The organism is Streptomyces sp. NPDC006393, assembly GCF_040628575.1.
In the GTDB taxonomy this organism is placed as follows: Bacteria; Actinomycetota; Actinomycetes; order Streptomycetales; family Streptomycetaceae; genus Streptomyces.
This window is the reverse complement of the sequence record NZ_JBEXZD010000073.1, coordinates 1-18,774: the sequence shown is the minus strand read 5'-3', so window position 1 is coordinate 18,774 and position 18,774 is coordinate 1. Positions and strand designations below refer to the sequence as shown.

The following is an 18,774-nucleotide window of genomic DNA, read 5'->3' as shown; positions in this document are numbered from 1 at the left end:
CGGACAGGCCGCGCCCTGGCCCACGACGACGAGGGGCGAACCGCCATGGACCCTACGGTTTCCACCAGGGACGACGTTCGGCCGCCGACGACCTCGGCGCACGTCGACACCTTCGCGCGCGACCACCTCCCGCCCCCGGACCAGTGGCCCGAACTGTGCTTCGATCTGCCGGAGCTGCGCTACCCCGACCGGCTGAACTGCGCCGCCGAGCTGCTGGACCCCTCGGCCGGGACCGACGCCGGGCGCCCCGCGTTCCGTACGGGCAGGGGGGAGACCTGGACCTACGGCGAGCTGCGCGCCCGCGTCGACCGGATCGCGCACGTGCTGACCGGCGACCTCGGCGTGGTCCCCGGCAACCGGGTGCTGCTGCGCGGCCCGACCACGCCGTGGCTGGCGGCCTGCTGGCTGGCCGTGCTCAAGGCGGGCGCGGTCGCCGTCACCGTGCTGGCCCAGCAGCGCCCGCACGAGCTGAGCACGATGTGCGAGATCGCCCGGATCCGGCATGCCCTGTGCGACATCCGGTCCGTGGACGACCTGGTCAAGGCGGAGGTGCCCGGGCTCACCCTCACGACGTACGGCGGCGACGCCCCCGACGACCTGCTGCGCCGCCCCGCGCCCGACACCCCGTTCCCGGCCGTGGACACCGCCGCCGACGACGTGGCGCTGATCGCCTTCACCTCCGGTACCACCGGCCGGCCCAAGGGCTGTGTGCACTTCCACCGGGACGTCCTGGCCATCGCGGACACCTTCTCCCGGCATGTCCTGCGGCCGCGGGCGGACGACGTGTTCGTGGGCAGTCCCCCGCTCGGGTTCACCTTCGGGCTGGGCGGGCTGGTCGTCTTCCCGCTGCGGGCCGGCGCGAGCGCCCTGCTGCTCGAGGAGGCCCACCCGCGGCAGCTGCTGGCCGCGATCGCCGAGCACCGGGCGTCCGTGCTGTTCACCGCCCCCACCGCCTACCGGGCGATGCTCGACGCGCTCGGCGCGGACGGCACCGGCGGGGCGTACGACATCTCGTCGCTGCGGCGCTGCGTGTCCGCCGGGGAGAACCTGCCCTCGGCCGCCTGGCACGCCTGGCACGAGCGCACCGGTCTGCGCATCGTCAACGGCATCGGCGCCACCGAGCTGCTGCACATCTTCATCTCGGCGGCGGACGGCGACATCCGGCCGGGCACGACCGGGGTTCCCGTGCCGGGGTGGCGCGCGCGGATCCAGGACGAGCGGGGCCGGCCCGTGCCCGACGGGGAGCCGGGGCTGCTCGCCGTGCAGGGACCCGTGGGCTGCCGTTACCTCGCCGACGAGCGTCAGCGCGGGTACGTGCGCGACGGCTGGAACGTCACCGGCGACACTTATGTCCGCGAGCCCGACGGGTACTTCCGCTACGTGGCCCGCGCCGACGACATGATCATCTCGGCCGGGTACAACATCGCCGGGCCGGAGGTCGAGGACGCGCTGCTGCGCCACCCGGACGTGGTGGAGGCGGCGGTCGTCGGACGGCCCGACGAGGCGCGCGGGCAGGTGGTGGTGGCCTACGCCGTCCTGAAGGAGGGCGCGGCGCGCGACGCGGAGGCGCTGCGCGCGCATGTGAAGTCCGAGCTGGCGCCGTACAAGTGCCCGCGCGAGATCGTGTTCCTGGACGCGCTGCCGCGCACGGCGACCGGCAAGCTCCAGCGGTTCCGGCTGCGCGGGGCGGACGGGAGCCGCGCCGTGGACGGGGATCGCTCTGTTGACGGGGCGAGGTGACGGAGCCCGTGACGGAGTCGGTGACGGTGACCGGCGGCATCGCCGACGACCTAAAATGATCAACGTGTCCGAGCAGCCCGCGCAACCCGCCCCGAGGTCCCTCATCGTCACGCTGTACGGCGCGTACGGCCGCTTCGCTCCGGGCCCGGTGCCCGTCGCCGAGCTGATCCGGCTGCTGGCCGCGGTGGGCGTGGACGCGCCCTCCGTACGCTCCTCGGTGTCCCGGCTCAAACGGCGGGGGCTGCTGGTGCCGGCCCGCACCGAGCAGGGCGCGGCGGGCTACGAACTGTCCTCCGAGGCGCGGCAGCTGCTGGACGACGGCGACCGCCGCATCTACGCGACCGCTCCGCCGGCGGACGAGGGCTGGGTGCTGGCGGTGTTCTCCGTGCCGGAGTCGGAGCGGAACAAGCGGCATGTGCTGCGCTCCCGGCTGGCCGGACTCGGCTTCGGCACGGCGGCGCCCGGCGTGTGGATCGCCCCGGCCCGGCTGTACGAGGAGACCCGGCACACGTTGCGACGGCTGCGGCTGGACGCGTATGTGGACCTCTTCCGGGGCGAGCACCTGGGTTTCGCGCCGACCACCGCGGCGGTGGGGCGCTGGTGGGACCTGGCGGCGATCGCCAAGCAGCACGAGGCGTTCCTGGGCCGCCACGCGCAGGTGCTGCACTCCTGGGAGCGGCGCGCCGACACCCCGCCCGAGGAGGCCTACCGCGACTATCTCCTCGCCCTGGACTCCTGGCGCCATCTGCCCTACGTCGACCCCGGGCTGCCCGCCCGGCTGCTGCCCGCCGACTGGCCGGGCGCCCGCTCGGCGGCGGTCTTCCGGGGGCTGCACGAGCGACTGCGGGACGCGGGAGCGGTGTTCGCGGGCGTCGCCGGACCGTGACATCGGTCGCGCCGGACCCGACCGACAGCAAGGCATGGCGTGCGTCACAATCGCATCCGGTAAGAGAACCCTCAGCCTGCTCCGATCGTCTTCTCAGAGTTCTTACCTAGCGTCCGGCGCATGAGTCTCATGCGGAACTTGAACCGGGCACTGACCGCCACGACCGGCCTCCAGGTGCGCAGAGCCCCCCGGGCGGTCCCGTCGGCGCCCGGCGCGACGGAGCCCGCGCAGCCGGAGGTGGCCTACCGGCGCCCGTCGGAGCAGGAGCTGCCCGTCGAGCGGTTGCTGCGGCGGCCCGTGTTCATCATCTCCTCGGTGCGTTCCGGCTCCACGCTGCTGCGCATGATGCTGGGCGCCCACTCGCGGCTGCACGCCCCGCACGAACTGCACCTGGGCAGGACGGACGTCATCTGCAACAACTGGCACTCGCGGCGCGCGATGAGCGCGCTCGGCCTGGACCGCGGCGACCTGGAACATCTGCTGTGGGACCGCGTTCTGCACCGCGAACTGGTCAGGTCCGGCAAGGACGTCGTCGTCGAGAAGACCCCGGCCAACGCCTTCATGTACGAGCGCATCCTGGACTGCTGGCCCGATGCCCGGTTCGTCCTGCTGCTGCGCCACCCGGAGTCGGTCGTCCGCTCCTGGCACGAGAGCGACCCCGTCAAGCGCCCCTACGACACGGCCGTCACCGACGCGCTGCGCTACATGACGGCCGTGGAGAAGGTGCGCCGGGCCGACACCGGTGGCTGCACGGTGCGCTACGAGGACATCACGGCCGATCCGGAGCGGGAGATGCGCCGCCTGTGCGCGTTCCTCGGCGTCGACTACGAGCCGGCGATGCTGCGCTACGGCGGCAAGGCCGGCACGGAACTGATCAGGGGCCTCGGCGACTGGCGCGACAACATCCGCACGGGCACGGTGCAGCCGGGCCGCGAGCTGCCGGCGGACGACGAGATCGCCCCGGCGCTGCGGCCACTGTGCCGGGCATGGGGCTACACCTCGCCGGAGGGCGTCGGCTCCACGGAGTGAGCCAGCGTGAGCCGGGGTTTGGGGGCGTCCGCGCGACCGGTCTGCGGGCGGCGGCTGCCCGCCCGGTAGGGCGCCGGCCAGGCGACGCCGGGTCCCTGGTAGTCCTGCTCGGCGGCGGCGTGCAGAGTCCAGTGCGGGTCGTACAGGTGCGGGCGGGCGAGCGCGCACAGGTCGGTGCGCCCGGCCAGGATCAGGGAGTTGACGTCGTCCCAGGAGGAGATCGCGCCGACCGCGACCACGGGGACGCCGGCCTCCTGGCGGATCCGGTCGGCGAACGGCGTCTGGTACGACCGTCCGAACTCGGGCCGCTCCTCGGCCACCACCTGCCCGGTCGAGACGTCGACGGCGTCGGCGCCGTGCGCGGCGAAGGCGCGGGCGATCGCCACGGCGTCCTCGGCCGTCGTGCCGCCCTCCGCCCAGTCGGTCGCGGAGATGCGGACGGTCATCGGGCGTTCCTCGGGCCACACCGCGCGGACGGCGTCGAACACCTCCAGCGGGAAGCGCAGCCGCCCCTCCAGGCCACCGCCGTAGGCGTCGGTGCGGTGGTTGGTCAGCGGGGAGAGGAAGCCGGACAGGAGGTAGCCGTGGGCGCAGTGCAGTTCGAGGAGGTCGAAGCCGGCCCGGGCGGCGCGCCCCGCGGCGGAGGCGAACTGCTCGCGGATGTCGGTGAGTTGGGCGCGGGACAGCTCGCGCGGGACCTGGCTGTCCGGCCGGTACGGCAGCGGGGAGGCGGCCACCAGCGGCCAGTTGCCCTCGGGCAGCGGTTCGTCCATGCCCTCCCACATCAGCCTCGTCGAGCCCTTGCGCCCGCTGTGCCCGAGCTGCACGCCGATCGCGGTGCCCGGCGCCTGACGGTGCACGAACTCGGTGATCCGCCGCCAGGCGTCGGCCTGCCGGCCGGTCCACAGCCCGGCGCAGCCCGGAGTGATCCGGCCCTCGGGGCTGACGCACACCATCTCGGTCATCACCAGGCCGGCGCCGCCGAGGGCCCGGGCGCCCAGGTGGACGAGGTGGAAGTCGCCGGGGACGCCGTCGACCGCCGAGTACATGTCCATGGGTGAGACGACGACCCGGTTGCGCAGGGTCAGTCCACGCAGCCGGAACGGGGTGAACATCGGGGGCGTGCCGGGCGGGCAGCCGAACTCGCGCTCGACGGCCTCGGTGAAGCGGGCGTCGCGCAGCCGCAGGTTGGCGTGGGTGACGCGGCGACTGCGGGTGAGCAGGTTGAAGGCGAACCGGCGGGGCGGCTGGTCGAGGTAGAGGCCGAGGTTCTCGAACCACTCCAGGCTGGCCCGGGCCGCCCGCTGGGTGGAGGCGACCACCGGCCTGCGTTCCTCCTCGTAGGCCGCGAGCGCCTCGGGGGTCGACGGCCGCTCCTGGAGGCAGGCCGCGAGCGCGAGGGCGTCCTCGACGGCGAGTTTGGTGCCGGAGCCGATGGAGAAGTGGGCGGTGTGGGCGGCGTCGCCGAGCAGCACCAGGTTGCCGTGCGACCAGCGCTCGTTGACCACCGTGCGGAAGGTGGTCCAGGCGGACTTGTTGGAGCGCAGCGGGCGGCCGCCGAGCGCGTCGGCGAAGATCTTGGCGCAGCGCTCGACGGACTCCGTCTCGTCCAGCTCGTCGAACCCGGCGGCCCGCCACACCTCCTCGCGCATCTCGACGATGACCGTCGAGGAGTCGGCCGAGTAGGGGTAGCCGTGCAGCTGCATCACGCCGTGTTCGGTCTCGGCGATCTCGAAGCGGAAGGCGTCGAAGGGGAAGTCGGCGGCGAGCCAGATGTAGCGGCAGCGGTGGCTCGTCACCCGGGGCCGGAAGACGTGGGCGTAGGCCTCGCGGGTGGCGCTGTGCACGCCGTCGGCGGCGATCACCAGGTCGTACGCCTGCGTCAGCCGGGCCGGGGGCGGCGCTTCGGTGCGGAAGCGCAGCTCGACGCCGAGCGAGCGGCAGCGCTCGTGCAGGATCTGGAGGAGCCTGCGCCGGCCGAGGGCGGCGAAGCCGTGGCCGCCGGAGGTGTGCCGAGTGCCGCGGTGCACGATGTCGATGTCGTCCCAGCGGACGAAGTCCCGCCGGAGGGCCTGGTACACCACCGGGTCGGCGTGCTCGATCCCGCCGAGCGTCTCGTCGGAGAGCACGACCCCGAAGCCGAAGGTGTCCTCGGGCGCGTTGCGCTCCCAGACGGTGATCTCGCGGGCCGGGTCGAGCCGTTTGAGCAGGGCCGCCGCGTACAGGCCGCCGGGGCCGCCGCCGACCACGGCGACGCTCCTCGGACCGGTCATCGGGCCCTCACCTCCCCCGCCACTTCGGCGACCGCTTCTCGGTGAAGGCCGCGTGGAACTCGGCGTAGTCCTCGCCGTTCATCAGCAGCGCCTGGGTGGCGGCGTCCATTTCGACCGACGCGGCCAGGGGCATGTCCAGCTCGGCGGTGAGCAGGGCCTTGGTCTGGGCGTGGGCGAGCGCGGGGCCGTCGGCGAGGCGGCGGGCGAGGATCTGGGCGGCCTCGTCGGCGTGGCCCTCGTCGGTGAGCTGGCTGATCAGGCCGATCCGCTCGGCCTCGGGGGCGCGCACCGGCTCGCCCAGCATCAGCAGCCGGGTGGCGTGGCCGAGTCCGACCACCCGGGGCAGCAGATAGGCGGCGCCCATGTCGCCGCCGGACAGCCCGACCCGGGTGAAGAGGAAGGCGAAGCGGGCGCTGGGGTCGGCCACCCGGAAGTCGGCGGCCAGCGCCAGCACCGCCCCGGCTCCGGCCGCCACCCCGTGCACCGCCGCGATCACCGGGAACGGACACTCCCGTACGGCCCGTACGACCTGCCCGGTCATCCGGTTGAAGTCCAGCAGCTCGGCGGTGTCCATGGACAGGGTGGCGCCGATGATCTCGTCGACGTCGCCGCCGGAGCAGAAGCCGCGTCCCTCGCCGGCCAGCACCAGGGCGCGCACGGCCCGCTCCCGGGACAGCTCGGCGAGCAGGTCGCGCAGGTCGGCGTAGGCGCCGAAGGTGAGCGCGTTGAGTTTCTCGGGGCGGGCGAGGGTGACCGTGGCGACGCCGTCCTCGAGCTTGACGCGCAGGTGGCGCCAGTCGGGGGTGCGGGTGGCGGAGCCGGTGAAAGGACTCATGACGTACGGCCTCCTCGGCGCTCCTCGAGCGCGACTGCCTGTGCCTGCTGAGTTCTTCCCCTCGAAGTTATCACTTATCCGTGACTGTCGTCATGATGGCGCGATAGTGCCGCGTGACATTGTGGCCGCCGCGCGACCGGTGCCCGTCGTTTCGTCACAGCTCGTCCATGGCGCGGTAACGAGCTCAGTCGCCGCGGGAGGCGGGCCGTCCCCCCGGGTAGGCCGTCCGTGCCGGGGCCGACGGTCCCGGACGGAGCCCGCCGGAAGCCGCCGGCGGCGGCCCCCGTACCATTCCCTCGTCGAAAGCGGGGCAGCCCGATGGTCACCACTGCAACGCCGATGGTCTCCACGCCGGCGCCTCGCACCATGAACGGACTCACGGTGCACGAACCCTCTGCCTCGGCCTCCTGGCGCGTCGCGCTGCCGCACACCGCCGCCGCAGTGCCGGTGGCCCGCGCCCTGGTCCGTACGGCGCTGGCCGAGCCGGCGCACCCGGTCACGGCCGACAGCGACACGGCGGAGCTGCTCACGGCGGAACTGGTCGCCAACGCCGTGGAGCACGCCGCGGGCACCGGCCCGATAGAGCTGGTGGTGCATCTGCTGCCGACGGGCTGTCACGTGGAGGTGCACGATCCGGACCCGGCGCCGCCCGGCGGGCTGACCCGGCCGGATCTGACGGCACCCGACCCCTGGCGGGAGGACGGGCGCGGCCTGCTGCTGATCCGCGCCCTCAGCTCCTCCTGCGGCCACCGCCCGACCGAGTCGGGCAAGGCGGTGTGGTTCAGACTGTCTGCGGTTCCCGTTCAGCGGCGGCACCCGGCGTGACCTCGGGGGCGGCCCCGGCGAGCGTGGAGTGCCGGCGGCCGTAGCCGGCGTAGATCAGCAGGCCCACGGCGAGGAACACGGCGAACTGGATCCAGGTCTGCCAGCCGGTCTCGTACATCAGGTACAGGCAGAAGCCGACGCCGAGCAGCGGGCCCACCGGGTACAGCGGCACCCGGAAGCTGCGGGTGAGGCCCGGCTCGCGGCGGCGCAGGGTGATCACCGCGATGTTCACGACGGCCATGATGGCGAGCGTGCCGATGGTGCACAGGTTCATCACGGCGTCGAGCGAGGCGAAGGCCGCCGGGAGCGCGAAGACGACCGCGACGATCAGGGTGCCGGCGACCGGGGTGGAGGTCTTCGGGTTCACCTTCTCGAAGACGCGCGGGATCAGGCCGTCCCGGGACATCGACATCAGGATGCGGGTCTGGCCGTACATCACCGCCAGGACGACCGAGGCGATGGCGACGACCGCGCCGAAGGCGATCACTCCGCCGCCGACGGCCGAACCGGTGACCTCGTTGACGACGTAGGACAGGGCGGCGGGGCGTCCGGCTACCTGCTCGCCGCCGATGGCGCCGATCGCGGCGAGCGCGACCGCGCAGTACAGCAGGGTCACGATGCCCATGCAGACCATGATCGCGACCGGGATGTCCCGGCGCGGGTTCTTGGCCTCCTCGCCGGCGGTCGTGATCGCGTCGAAGCCGATGTAGGAGAAGAACGCGGCCGTCGTGCCCGCGCCGATGCCGCCGACGCCGGCCGGGGAGAACGGGGTGAGGTTGCCGTGCTTGAAGGCGCTGTAGCCGATGGCGCAGAACGCCAGCAGGATGACGAGCTTCACCGCGGCCATGGCGGCCGTCGCGCGGGCGCTCTCGCGCACCCCGCGCACCAGCAGCACGGAGGCCATGGCGATGACGATCACGGCCGGCAGGTTGATGATCCCGCCGTCGCCGGGGCCGGCGGACAGGGCGTCCGGGAGCTGGACCCCGGTGAGGCTGTGCAGCAGCTCGTTGACGTACTGGCTCCAGCCGACGGCGACGGCCGAGATGGAGACGCCGTATTCCAGCAGCAGGCACCAGCCGACCAGGAAGGCGGTGGACTCGCCGAGGCCGGCGTAGGCGAAGGAGTAGGAGGAGCCGGAGACCGGGATCGCGCCGCCCAGCTCCGCGAAGGAGAAGGCGGTGAAGACACAGGTGATCGCCGCGAGGACGAACGAGGCGACGACGGCCGGGCCGGCCTGGGCGACGGAGTCGGAGAGGCCGACGAAGATGCCGGTGCCGACGATGGCGCCGACGCCGAAGCAGATGAGCTGGAACAGTCCCATCGTGCGCTTCAGGCCGTGGCCCTCGCGGTCGGCGCCGGATTCGGCGACGAGGAGGGCCGGGGACTTGATGCGGGGAGCGGGCATGGGGGGTGGTGCTCGTTTCTGGTGGTGCGGGGCGACCGGGTGGGTCGCGCGGCGGCGCCGTGGAATGGGTGGTTCCGGGCCGTCGGTCAGGATACGGGGTGGTCGGGTGCTTCGGTCGGGCCCTTCGGCCGGGCCGCGCCGTCAGGCGAGGGTGGCGACCATGATCGCCTTGATGGTGTGCAGGCGGTTCTCGGCCTCGTCGAAGACGACGGAGTGGGATGACTCGAACACCTCGTCGGTCACCTCCAGGGAGGTCAGGCCGTGCCGCTCGTGGATCTCGCGGCCGACCTTGGTCCCCAGGTCGTGGAACGCCGGCAGGCAGTGCAGGAACTTCACGTCCGGATTGCCGGTGGCGCGCAGCACGTCCATGGTCACGGCGTACGGGGCGAGGGCCTCGATGCGCTCGTCCCATACCTCCTTGGGCTCGCCCATGGAGACCCAGACGTCGGTGGCGACGAAGTCGGCGCCGAGCACGCCCTCCGCCACGGACTCGGTGAGGGTGATGCGCGCGCCGCTGGTCTCGGCGAGCTCGCGCGCCCGGTCGACGATCTCCTGGGCGGGCCAGTAGGTCTTGGGGGCGACGAGGCGCACGTCCATGCCGAGCAGGGCGCCGGTCACCAGGTAGGAGTTGCCCATGTTGAAGCGGGCGTCGCCCAGGTAGGCGAAGGCGATCTCCTTCAGGGGCTTGTCGCTGTGCTCGGTCATGGTGAGCACGTCGGCGAGCATCTGGGTGGGGTGCCAGTCGTCCGTGAGCCCGTTGTAGACGGGCACGCCGGCGTGGGCGGCGAGCTCCTCGACGGCGGCCTGGCTGTCGCCCCGGAACTCGATGGCGTCGAACATCCGGCCGAGGACGCGGGCGGTGTCCCGGACGGACTCCTTGTGCCCGATCTGGGAGCCGGAGGGGTCCAGATACGTCGTGGACGCGCCCTGGTCGGCGGCGGCGACCTCGAACGCGCAGCGCGTGCGCGTCGAGGTCTTCTCGAAGATCAGGGCGATGTTCCTGCCGCTCAGGTACCGCGTCTCGGTCCCGGCCTTCTTGGCGGCCTTCAGCTCGGCGGCCAGCTCGACCAGGCCGCGGAACTCCTCCTCGGTGAAGTCCAGCTCCTTGAGGAAGTGGCGGCCGGCGAGGGCGGTCGGGACTGTCGCCATGGGGGCGCTCCAACGGGTGGGGGACAGAAACTGTTGGAATTCTATACGACTCTCAGAATTTCTATGCGCCCCCACCGGATTTCTATGCGGCCGCCTCCCGCTCCACCGGGCAGCTCATGCAGCGCGGGCCGCCCCTGCCCCGTCCCAGCTCGCTGCCGGGGATCTCGATCACCTCGACGCCCTGCTTGCGCAGATGCGTGTTGGTGGTGGAGTTGCGCTCGTAGGCGACGACGACGCCCGGCTCGACGGCGAGGACGTTGCAGCCGTCGTCCCACTGCTCGCGCTCGGCGGCGTGCACGTCCTGGGTGGGGGTCAGCACCCGGATCTCGCTCAGGCCGAGCGCGGCGGCGATCGCGCGGTGCATGTGCTCCGGCGGATGGTCGGTGACCTTCAGCTCCTTGTCGCCGGCGCCCGGCTCGATGGTGTACGAGCGGAGCATGCCGAGCCCCGCGTACTGGGTGAAGACGTCGGCGTCGACCATCGTCATCACCGTGTCGAGGTGCATCAGGGCGCGCCGCTTGGGCATGTCGAGAGCGACGATCGTACGGGCCGACCCGGCGGCGAACAGCTTGTGCGCGAGCATCTCCACGGCCTGCGGGGTGGTCCGCTCGCTCATCCCGATCAGCACCGCGCCGTTGCCGATGACCAGCACGTCCCCGCCCTCGATGGTGGACGGGTAGTCGGCCTGCCCCTCGGACCACAGATGGAACGTCTCGCCGCGGAACAGCGGGTGGTAGCGGTAGATCGCCTCGAAGTGCACGGTCTCGCGCTGCCGGGCGGGCCAGCGCATCGCGTTGATGGAGACGCCGTCGTAGATCCAGGCGGAGGTGTCCCGGGTGAACAGGTGGTTGGGGAGCGGGCCGAGCAGGAAGTCGTCCAGGTCCATCACATGGAAGCGCACTGAGGTCGGTTCCGCGTACCCCTGGAGGAACTCGCGCTTGGTCATGCCGCCGACCAGGGCCTCCGCGAGCTCCGGTGCGGGCAGCGACTCGAACGCGTCCCGGAGGTGGTCGGTGGCCAGCGGCCCGTACTCCTTCTCGTCGAAGACGCGGTCGAGGACCAGCGACCGGGCCGACGGGATCTCCATCGTCTCGGTCAGCAGGTCCCCGAAGAGGTGCACGGCGACCCCGCGGTCGCGCAGCACGTCCGCGAACCCGTCGTGCTCGGCGCGCGCGCGGCGCACCCACAGCACGTCGTCGAAGAGCAGGGCGTCCTTGTTGCTGGGGGTGAGCCTTTTGAGCTCGAGATCGGGCCGGTGCAGGATGACGCGGCGCAGCCGCCCGGCCTCGGAGTCGACATGGAATCCCATGACTCCATCCTGACCATCGGCGACCGGATTCACCCTCGTCTCGTCCGTTTCCGCGCCTTGTTGTTATGGCCCCCCGGTCGTGGCCACCCGTGGCCCTCGGTTCGGGCAAGGGCCAGGGGTGGCCACGGCGGGGGCCACGGGTTCACAGCCGGGGGTCCACCGGCTCCGACTCCAGGGCCAGCACCCCGAACACCGCCTCGTGCACCCGCCACAGCGGCTCGCCGTCGGCCAGCCGGTCCAGGGCCTCCAGACCGAGGGCGTACTCGCGGATCGCCAGCGACCGCTTGTGGTTCAGGAAGCGCTGCCGCAGCCGGTCCAGGTGGTCCGGGCGGGTGTACTCGGGGCCGTAGATGATCCGCAGGTACTCCCGGCCGCGGCACTTGATGCCGGGCTGGACCAGGCGCCCCTCCGGGGTGCGCACCAGGGCGCCCAGCGGCTTGACGACCATGCCCTCTCCGCCGCGGCCGGTCATCTCCAGCCACCAGTCGACGCCGGCCCGCACCGACTCCGGGTCGCCGGTGTCGACGTACAGGCGCCGGGTGGTCTGCAGCAGGCCGGTCCCGTCGTGCTCCACGAGGCGGTCGATCAGCGCGAGCTGCCGGTCGTGGGGCAGCGCGGCGAGGCTGCGGCCCTGGACCGCCAGGATCTGGAACGGCGCCAGGCGGACGCCTGCCAGCCCGTCGGTGGTCCAGCAGTAGCGGCGGTAGGCGGCCGTGAAGGCGGCGGCGGCGCTCGCGCGCTCGCGCTGGCGGTCCAGCAGGCCGGTGACGTCGACGCCGCGGGCCCCGGCGCCCCCCAGCGCGGCCAGTACGCCGGGGAACGCGGCACCGGAGGCCGCGCCCACCGCCGCGTACTGCGTCCGCAGCAGCCCGGACGCCTTCAGCGACCACGGCATCAGCTCGGCGTCCAGCAGCAGCCAGTCCGTGTCCAGCTCGGACCACAGACCCGCCTCGCCCGCCGCCGAGCGCAGCCGGTCGAGGATCTGCTCGGTGACCGAAGCGTCGTCGAAGAAGGGGCGGCCGGTACGGGTGTACAGCGCCCCGGTGGGGCCCTCGACACCGAACCGCTCGCGCGCCGACTCCGCGTCGCGGCAGACCAGAGCCACCGCCCGCGAGCCCATGTGCTTCTCCTCGCACACCACCCGCGCGACCCCGTCGGCCGCATACTGCGCGAACGCCTCCGCCGGGTGCTCCAGGTAGCCATCCACCTTCGAGGTCGCCGTCGGCGCCATGGTGGGCGGCAGGTACGGCAGCAGCCGGGGGTCGATCGCGAAGCGGCTCATGACCTCCAGGGCCGCGGCCGCGTTCTCCTCGCGGACGGAGACCCGGCCCGCGTGGCGGGTCTCGACGACCCGGCGGCCGTGCACGTCCTTCAGGTCGAGCGGCCGGCCGTCGTGCCCGCCGGGCGCCTCGGAGCGCAGCGGCTTGACCGGCTCGTACCAGACCCGCTCGGCCGGTACGTCGACCAGCTCCCGCTCCGGCCAGCGCAGCGCGGTGAGCTTGCCGCCGAAGACGGCGCCGGTGTCCAGGCAGATGGTGTTGTTGAGCCAGGTGGCCTCGGGGACGGGCGTGTGGCCGTAGACGACGGCCGCCCGGCCCCGGTAGTCCTCCGCCCACGGGTAGCGCACCGGCAGCCCGAACTCGTCGGTCTCCCCGGTGGTCTCGCCGTACAGCGCGTGCGAGCGGACCCGGCCCGAGGTGCGGCCGTGGTACTTCTCGGGCAGACCGGCGTGGCAGACGACCAGCCTGCCGCCGTCCAGGACGTAGTGGCTGACCAGTCCCTCGATGAACTCCCGTACCTCCTGCCGGAACTCCTCGCTCTCGCCCTCCATCTGCTCGACGGTCTCGGCGAGTCCGTGCGTGTGCTGGACCTTGCGGCCCCTCAGGTGACGGCCGTACTTGTTCTCGTGGTTGCCGGGGACGCACAGGGCGTTGCCCGACTTCACCATCGACATCACGCGCCGCAGCACGCCGGGGCTGTCCGGGCCGCGGTCGACGAGGTCGCCGACGAAGACGGCCGTACGGCCCTCGGCGTGCACACCGTCGACGTAGCCCAGCTTGGCGAGCAGCGCCTCCAGTTCCGACGCGCAGCCGTGGATGTCGCCGATGATGTCGAAGGGGCCGGTGAGGTGGGTCAGGTCGTTGAAGCGCTTCTCGGTGACGACGGTGGAGTTCTCCACGTCCTCCACGCCCCGCAGGACGTGCACCTTGCGGAAGCCCTCGCGCTCCAGGTGCCGCAGCGAACGGCGCAGCTCGCGGATGTGCCGCTGGATGACCCGGCGGGGCATGTCGGCGCGGTCGGTGCGGGCGGCGTTGCGCTCGGCGCACACCTCCTCGGGCACGTCCAGGACGATGGCGATGGGCAGCACGTCGTACCGCCTGGCCAGGTCGACCAGCTGCCGGCGGGCGTCCTGCTGCACGCTGGTGGCGTCGACGACGGTGCGGCGGCCGGCCGCCAGGCGCTTGCCCGCGATGTAGTGGAGCACGTCGAAGGCGTCCCGGGTGGCGCCCTGGTCGTTCTCGTCGTCGCTGACCAGGCCCCGGCAGAAGTCCGAGGAGATGACCTCGGTGGGCTTGAAGTGCCGGCGGGCGAAGGTGGACTTGCCCGAACCGGAGGCGCCGACGAGGACGACGAGGGAGAGGTCGGTGACGGGAAGGACCCGTCCCCTGGTCTGTGTCTCGGTCATGCCGTCTTCGCCTCCTTCACTGCGTTGCTCACGGCTGTGTTCATGACGAACATGGCCATCTGGGTGGGCGGGCCCACCTCGGGGTCCTCGGGTCCGACGGGCCGGAGGGCGACGTCGTAGCCGTGCCGTTCGGCGACCGCCGTCGCCCACGCCCGGAACTCGTCGCGGGTCCACTCGAAGCGGTGGTCGCCGTGGCGGGCGTGTCCGGCCGGGAGGGACTCCCAGCGGACGTTGTACTCGACGTTCGGGGTGGTCACGAGGACCGTGCGCGGGCGGGCCGCGCCGAACACCGCGTACTCCAGGGCGGGCAGCCGCGGCAGGTCGAGGTGTTCGATCACCTCGCTGAGCACGGCGGCGTCGTAGCCCTTGAGACGGTTGTCGGTGTAGGCGAGCGACCCCTGGAGGAGCCTGACGCGCGCGGCCTGCCGCTCGCCCATGCGGTCCAGCTTCAGCCGCCGGCCGGCGATGGTCAGCGCCCGCATCGACACGTCGAGGCCCACGATCTCGGTGAACCGCGTGTCCTTCAGCAGCGCCTGCACCAACTGGCCCTGTCCGCAGCCGAGGTCGAGGACACGGGCGGCCCCGGACTCGCGCAGGGCGTCGAGGATCGCCTCCCGGCGCTGCACGGCGAGCGGGGTCGGCTTCTCCTCGGTCTCGGTCTCCGCCCGCACCGCGTTGTCGATGTCCTCGATTTCGCTGTCGTCCGCCTCCGCGAGCCGCACCAGCTCCAGCCGCTCCATCGCCTGCCGGGTCAGCGACCAGCGGCGGGACAGGTAGCGGCTGGTGATCAGCTTCTGCTCCGGGTGCTCGGGCAGCCAGCCCTCACCGGCCCGCAGCAGCTTGTCGACCTCGTCGGAGGAGACCCAGTAGTGCTTGGCGTCGTCGAGGACGGGGAGCAGGACGTACAGGTGGCGCAGGGCCTCGGCGAGGGTCAGCGCGCCGGATTCCAGGACGAGGCGTACGTACCGCGAGTCGCCCCACTCCGGGAACTCGGCGTCCAGCGCGACGGGCTCGGCGGTCACGGCCCAGCCGAGCGGCTCGAACAGGCGCCCCACAAGTTCCGGGCCGCCGCGGGCCGGCAGCACGGGCACCTCGACGCGCAGCGGCAGCGGCTGTCCCGCGATCTCCGGCCTGGCGTTGCACACGCCCCGCATCGCGCTGGAGAAGACGGCGCTCAGGGCCACCGCGAGCAGCGAGGAGGCCGCGTACGGGCGGTCGTTGACGTACTGGGCGAGCGCCGCGTCGGGCGCTCCGCCGCGCCCCTTGCCCCGGCCGCGCCGGACCAGGGCCACCGGGTCGATCTCCAGCAGCAGCGCCGCCGTGCAGCGCCGGTCGTCCGCCTCGGGGTAGAAGACGTGGGCCGTGCCGTAGGAGGTGGAGAACGACTGCGCCTTGCCGGGGTGCTTGTGGAGCAGGAAACCCAGGTCGGTGGCGGGGCGTTCGGGGGTGCCGGTGGTGGTGATCGTCAGGAACACGGTGGGCTGCCTCGAAGGGTCGGGAAGAAGCGAAAGCGCTGGTCGTACGCTTGTGCGCCGCTCCAACGTACAGAGAACGGCGCGTGGGCACCCGGGATTTTCTCCGGGCCGAGGCTGCTGCGGCTGCTGCCGCTACGGCTGCTGCGGTTGCTCGCTCTGTTCCCGCTGCTCGCGATGCCACGGGCGGACGCCGAGCTTCCCGGTGGTTCCGAGGTCGAGGTGGGGCGTCACGGTCACCGGGTCGGCGCCGGCCTTCGCACGGACGCGGACGTACGGCACGTCGACGGGTGTGCCGAATTGCGTGGTGTTGCGCCACACCAGTCCGGAGACTGCGCTCTCGCCGGGCTTCAGGGTGACGGGCCGGGGCCGCTCGTCCCATTCGGGCAGGGTGGTGATGCCGCCGCTGCCCCGGAGGATCCTGACGCCCTCGATGGGCTCACGGCTCTCGTCCAGCAGCTCCAACCGCGGGTAGCCGTCCACGGTGTAGTCGCGCGTCCCGCAGTTCTCCAGGTGCAGGCCCACCACGCGCAGCCCCATGGCGGCGTCGCCCCGGTCGGCCGTGACACGGATCCCCGAGGGCGGGCAGGCACCCGCGGCGGGCGGCGCCTCGTCCGCCGGGACCTTGGTGACCTCGGCGACCTTGACCCGCGCCACCGGGGAGGCGCCGGGCGGCAGAACGCCCATGCGGACCGTGCCGCGCACCGTCCTGCCGGGACCGACGTCGCGCACCGTCTCCCACTTGTTGCTCATGACCTCGCCGGTGCCGGTCGTGAAGTCGATGAGGACGGTGTACGTCATCGCCTCCGTGCCGTCGTTGGTCACCTCGTACTCGGCGAAGACGCCCGAGTCCGCGGGCAGGCTGTCGGCGTGGACCAAGTGGTCGCGGGAGGGGGAGGGGGAGGGCGACGCGGGCGGGATCGTCACCGCGGTGATCCGGACGCCGTCGGTGCCCGGATCGTCGACCCGGGTGCGGTACGGCGAGGTGGCCGCGCCCGGGCCGGCGCTCCGGGTGCCGCCGTGCTCCGATCCGCACGCCGGGAGGAGCAGGACCGCGGCGAGGACCGGGAGGAGGGTGACTGATCTGCGCATCCGGTCACCTCATCAGGGCGCCGCGTCTCCGACTGTGGCGGAAGCCATAGTTCCGGTCACAGGCCTGTCACAGGTCCGGGGGTGCCGCTGTGGGGATGTGCCTCTCGGCCGGGACGACGGTGCGTCCGGACCGAGAGGGCACCGGGGCCGGGCGACCGGCGATGTTCGACCGGTGTCGCGCAACCGGTCTCGTACCACCGGTGTGGCGTTACGACAGTTGTGACTGCACCTGGGAGGAGATGAGCTCCAGGTGGTCCAGGTCGGTCAGGTCGAGGATCTGGAGGTAGATCCGCCGGGAGCCGATCCCGGCGTAGCGGCCGATCTTGTCGACGACCTCGGCCGGGGAGCCGGCCAGGCCGTTGGCCTTCAGCTCGTCCACCCCGCGGCCGATCGCGGCGGCCCGGCGCGCGACCTCGGCATCGTCGCGGCCGACGCAGACGACGAGCGCGTTGGAGCAGATGAGGTCGTCGGCGCCGCGGCCGGCGGCATCGGCCGCGGACCGCACCCGGCCGAACTGCCGCTCGCTGTCCTCCACGGAGGCGAACGGGATGTTGAACTCGTCGGCGTACTGGGCGGCGAGCCGTGGGGTGCGGGTGGGGCCGTGCCCGCCGACGAGCACCGGGATCTTCGCCTGGGCGGGCTTGGGCAGCGCCGGCGAGTCGACGAGTTCGTAGTGCTTTCCGCGGAAGTCGAAGGTCTTGCCCGCCTCCGTCGCCCACAGGCCGGTGACGATGGCCAACTGCTCCTCGAGACGGTCGAACTTGTCCTTCGGGAACGGAATGCCGTACGCCGCGTGCTCCGCCTCGAACCAGCCGGCGCCCAGACCCAGTTCGACCCGGCCGCCGGACATCTGGTCGACCTGCGCGACCTGGACGGCGAGCACACCGGGCAGCCGGAAGGTGGCGGCGGTCATCAGGGTGCCGAGCCGGATGCGCCTGGTCTCGCGGGCGAGTCCGGCGAGAGTGATCCAGGCGTCGGTGGGGCCGGGCAGTCCGTCCGCGTCGCCCATGCGCAGATAGTGGTCCGAGCGGAAGAAGGCGTCGAACCCCAGGTCCTCGGTGGCCTTGGCCACGGCGAGCAGAGTGTCGTAGGTGGCCCCCTGCTGGGGCTCGGTGAAGATGCGGAGATCCATGCCCTCATCCTGCCCGCATCCCGTACGCCGGCGTGCACGCCCACCGCGCGCCGGTCGCGCCCGCCGGGTGAACCTCGTCAGCCCGCTTCCCGCTCCGGCAGCGCCGTCTCCTCCCGGGCGGCCAGCTTCCGCAGCATCTCGCGGACCCGGTCTCTGGACTCGTCGGCCGCGTCGATCGCCTCCATGCACTGCCAGTAGGTGCGTTCGTCGGCGGCGGAACTGGCGATGCCGACCAGGGCGATGCCGACCTCGCCCAGCAGGCCGCCCAGGCCCACCAACACCTCGTGCGCGTCGGCGAGTTCGGTGAGCTGGGCCGCCCGTAAGTCCCCGGGATCGAGTTCGGGTGCGTCCAGCACCCCGCAGCCCCGGCCCGCCAGTTCGGTCAGTCCCAGTGCCTCGCCCCGCAGTTCGGGCGGTCCGGAGACCGCGAGGCGGCTGCCTATCGCCTGTGCCAGGGCCTGCGCCTGCCACACCTCGGTCAGGATGACGGGGGCCTCGCCGCTCCCCGCCAGGGCACGCCTGCTCGCCAGGATGAGCCGCACCGCATCCATGCGCTGCCCCCGTCTCTCCCCACGTGCGCGCTTCTCGCACGTCTGCCCGAACTCCGTCGTTCACTACCCAGAGTGACTCCGAATGGACCGAAAAGCCAGAGGAAGACGGAAATCTCTGGACAACAAATCGATTTCAACCGAGCGAACAACTTCGGAGAGTGATATCGGAGGGTCTCATTCCGTCGAGGTCCCGGGTGCGGGCGATGCGATCGGGCGGACCCGGCGGGCCGGGCGGACCGGGCGGGACGAGCGGACCCGGCGGGCCGGGCGGACCGGGCGGGACGAGCGGACCCGGCGGACCCGGCGGGCCGGGCGGACCGGGCGGGACGAGCGGACCCGGCGGACCCGGCGGGCCGGCGCACCGGCCCCCGGCCAGACCCCACCGCCGCC

At 72.7% G+C, this 18,774-nt stretch carries 14 protein-coding genes; 4 read left to right on the top strand and 10 right to left on the bottom strand.

The features are described from left to right. Positions 1 to 45 precede the first annotated feature (45 nt). From ABZ484_RS25975 to ABZ484_RS25965, 3 genes are all read left to right on the top strand, one after another. Positions 46 to 1,740 (top strand): AMP-binding protein, encoded by a 1,695-nt coding sequence (locus tag ABZ484_RS25975; protein WP_358868330.1) that lies wholly within the window; start codon positions 46 to 48, stop codon positions 1,738 to 1,740. A 55-nt stretch (positions 1,741 to 1,795) separates the two neighbouring features. Further along, on the top strand, positions 1,796 to 2,626 hold the full coding sequence (locus ABZ484_RS25970; RefSeq protein ID WP_358868329.1) for a PaaX family transcriptional regulator C-terminal domain-containing protein: 831 nt from the start codon (positions 1,796 to 1,798) through the stop codon (positions 2,624 to 2,626). A gap of 120 nt (positions 2,627 to 2,746) precedes the next feature. Next, a complete protein-coding gene (locus ABZ484_RS25965; RefSeq protein ID WP_358868328.1) occupies positions 2,747 to 3,655 on the top strand; it encodes a sulfotransferase in 909 nt (302 codons plus the stop codon). On the opposite strand, the gene ABZ484_RS25960 is transcribed toward ABZ484_RS25965, so the two are convergent. Then, positions 3,619 to 5,928 (bottom strand): bifunctional salicylyl-CoA 5-hydroxylase/oxidoreductase, encoded by a 2,310-nt coding sequence (locus tag ABZ484_RS25960; protein ID WP_358868327.1) that lies wholly within the window; start codon positions 5,926 to 5,928, stop codon positions 3,619 to 3,621. The genes ABZ484_RS25965 and ABZ484_RS25960 overlap by 37 nt on opposite strands. 7 nt (positions 5,929 to 5,935) lie before the next feature. After that, positions 5,936 to 6,763 (bottom strand): enoyl-CoA hydratase family protein, encoded by an 828-nt coding sequence (locus ABZ484_RS25955; protein ID WP_358868326.1) that lies wholly within the window; start codon positions 6,761 to 6,763, stop codon positions 5,936 to 5,938. Between the two features lie 366 nt (positions 6,764 to 7,129). On the opposite strand from ABZ484_RS25955, the gene ABZ484_RS25950 reads away from it, so the two are divergent. Then, a complete protein-coding gene (locus ABZ484_RS25950; protein ID WP_358868325.1) occupies positions 7,130 to 7,588 on the top strand; it encodes an ATP-binding protein in 459 nt (152 codons plus the stop codon). Here ABZ484_RS25950 and ABZ484_RS25945 read toward each other — a convergent pair. The 8 genes from ABZ484_RS25945 to ABZ484_RS25910 form a co-directional block, all read right to left on the bottom strand. Continuing rightward, the gene (locus tag ABZ484_RS25945) at positions 7,545 to 8,993 is read right to left on the bottom strand and encodes an amino acid permease (protein WP_358868324.1); all 1,449 of its coding nucleotides are present in this window, start codon (positions 8,991 to 8,993) and stop codon (positions 7,545 to 7,547) included. The genes ABZ484_RS25950 and ABZ484_RS25945 overlap by 44 nt on opposite strands. 141 nt (positions 8,994 to 9,134) lie before the next feature. Further along, positions 9,135 to 10,142 (bottom strand): ornithine carbamoyltransferase, encoded by a 1,008-nt coding sequence (gene argF, locus ABZ484_RS25940; RefSeq protein ID WP_358868323.1) that lies wholly within the window; start codon positions 10,140 to 10,142, stop codon positions 9,135 to 9,137. A gap of 82 nt (positions 10,143 to 10,224) precedes the next feature. Next, positions 10,225 to 11,451, bottom strand: a complete 1,227-nt coding sequence (locus ABZ484_RS25935; protein WP_358868322.1) for an arginine deiminase — start codon at positions 11,449 to 11,451, stop codon at positions 10,225 to 10,227. Between the two features lie 142 nt (positions 11,452 to 11,593). After that, positions 11,594 to 14,137, bottom strand: a complete 2,544-nt coding sequence (locus ABZ484_RS25930; RefSeq protein ID WP_358868321.1) for a polynucleotide kinase-phosphatase — start codon at positions 14,135 to 14,137, stop codon at positions 11,594 to 11,596. After that, the gene (locus ABZ484_RS25925) at positions 14,134 to 15,612 is read right to left on the bottom strand and encodes a 3' terminal RNA ribose 2'-O-methyltransferase Hen1 (RefSeq protein WP_358868320.1); all 1,479 of its coding nucleotides are present in this window, start codon (positions 15,610 to 15,612) and stop codon (positions 14,134 to 14,136) included. The genes ABZ484_RS25930 and ABZ484_RS25925 overlap by 4 nt, the downstream gene beginning before the upstream one ends. Before the next feature lie 132 nt (positions 15,613 to 15,744). After that, positions 15,745 to 16,701, bottom strand: coding sequence for a DUF4232 domain-containing protein (locus ABZ484_RS25920; protein ID WP_358868319.1), 957 nt, complete (start codon positions 16,699 to 16,701; stop codon positions 15,745 to 15,747). 208 nt (positions 16,702 to 16,909) lie between these two features. Next, a complete protein-coding gene (locus ABZ484_RS25915; RefSeq protein WP_358868318.1) occupies positions 16,910 to 17,833 on the bottom strand; it encodes an LLM class F420-dependent oxidoreductase in 924 nt (307 codons plus the stop codon). Between the two features lie 77 nt (positions 17,834 to 17,910). Continuing rightward, entirely contained in the window at positions 17,911 to 18,384 is a 474-nt protein-coding gene (locus ABZ484_RS25910; protein ID WP_358868317.1) for a DUF6099 family protein, read from the bottom strand. Positions 18,385 to 18,774 lie beyond the last annotated feature (390 nt).

Excerpts from the sequence above, each read along its gene's own strand:
- ABZ484_RS25975 (WP_358868330.1), top strand. The coding sequence starts at position 46 with ATGGACCCTACGGTTTCCACCAGGGACGACGTTCGGCCGCCGACGACC.
- ABZ484_RS25970 (WP_358868329.1), top strand. The coding sequence starts at position 1,796 with ATGATCAACGTGTCCGAGCAGCCCGCGCAACCCGCCCCGAGGTCCCTC.
- ABZ484_RS25965 (WP_358868328.1), top strand. The coding sequence starts at position 2,747 with ATGAGTCTCATGCGGAACTTGAACCGGGCACTGACCGCCACGACCGGC.
- ABZ484_RS25960 (WP_358868327.1), bottom strand. The coding sequence starts at position 5,928 with ATGACCGGTCCGAGGAGCGTCGCCGTGGTCGGCGGCGGCCCCGGCGGC.
- ABZ484_RS25955 (WP_358868326.1), bottom strand. The coding sequence starts at position 6,763 with ATGAGTCCTTTCACCGGCTCCGCCACCCGCACCCCCGACTGGCGCCAC.
- ABZ484_RS25950 (WP_358868325.1), top strand. The coding sequence starts at position 7,130 with ATGAACGGACTCACGGTGCACGAACCCTCTGCCTCGGCCTCCTGGCGC.
- ABZ484_RS25945 (WP_358868324.1), bottom strand. The coding sequence starts at position 8,993 with ATGCCCGCTCCCCGCATCAAGTCCCCGGCCCTCCTCGTCGCCGAATCC.
- argF (WP_358868323.1), bottom strand. The coding sequence starts at position 10,142 with ATGGCGACAGTCCCGACCGCCCTCGCCGGCCGCCACTTCCTCAAGGAG.
- ABZ484_RS25935 (WP_358868322.1), bottom strand. The coding sequence starts at position 11,451 with ATGGGATTCCATGTCGACTCCGAGGCCGGGCGGCTGCGCCGCGTCATC.
- ABZ484_RS25930 (WP_358868321.1), bottom strand. The coding sequence starts at position 14,137 with ATGACCGAGACACAGACCAGGGGACGGGTCCTTCCCGTCACCGACCTC.
- ABZ484_RS25920 (WP_358868319.1), bottom strand. The coding sequence starts at position 16,701 with ATGCGCAGATCAGTCACCCTCCTCCCGGTCCTCGCCGCGGTCCTGCTC.
- ABZ484_RS25915 (WP_358868318.1), bottom strand. The coding sequence starts at position 17,833 with ATGGATCTCCGCATCTTCACCGAGCCCCAGCAGGGGGCCACCTACGAC.
- ABZ484_RS25910 (WP_358868317.1), bottom strand. The coding sequence starts at position 18,384 with ATGGATGCGGTGCGGCTCATCCTGGCGAGCAGGCGTGCCCTGGCGGGG.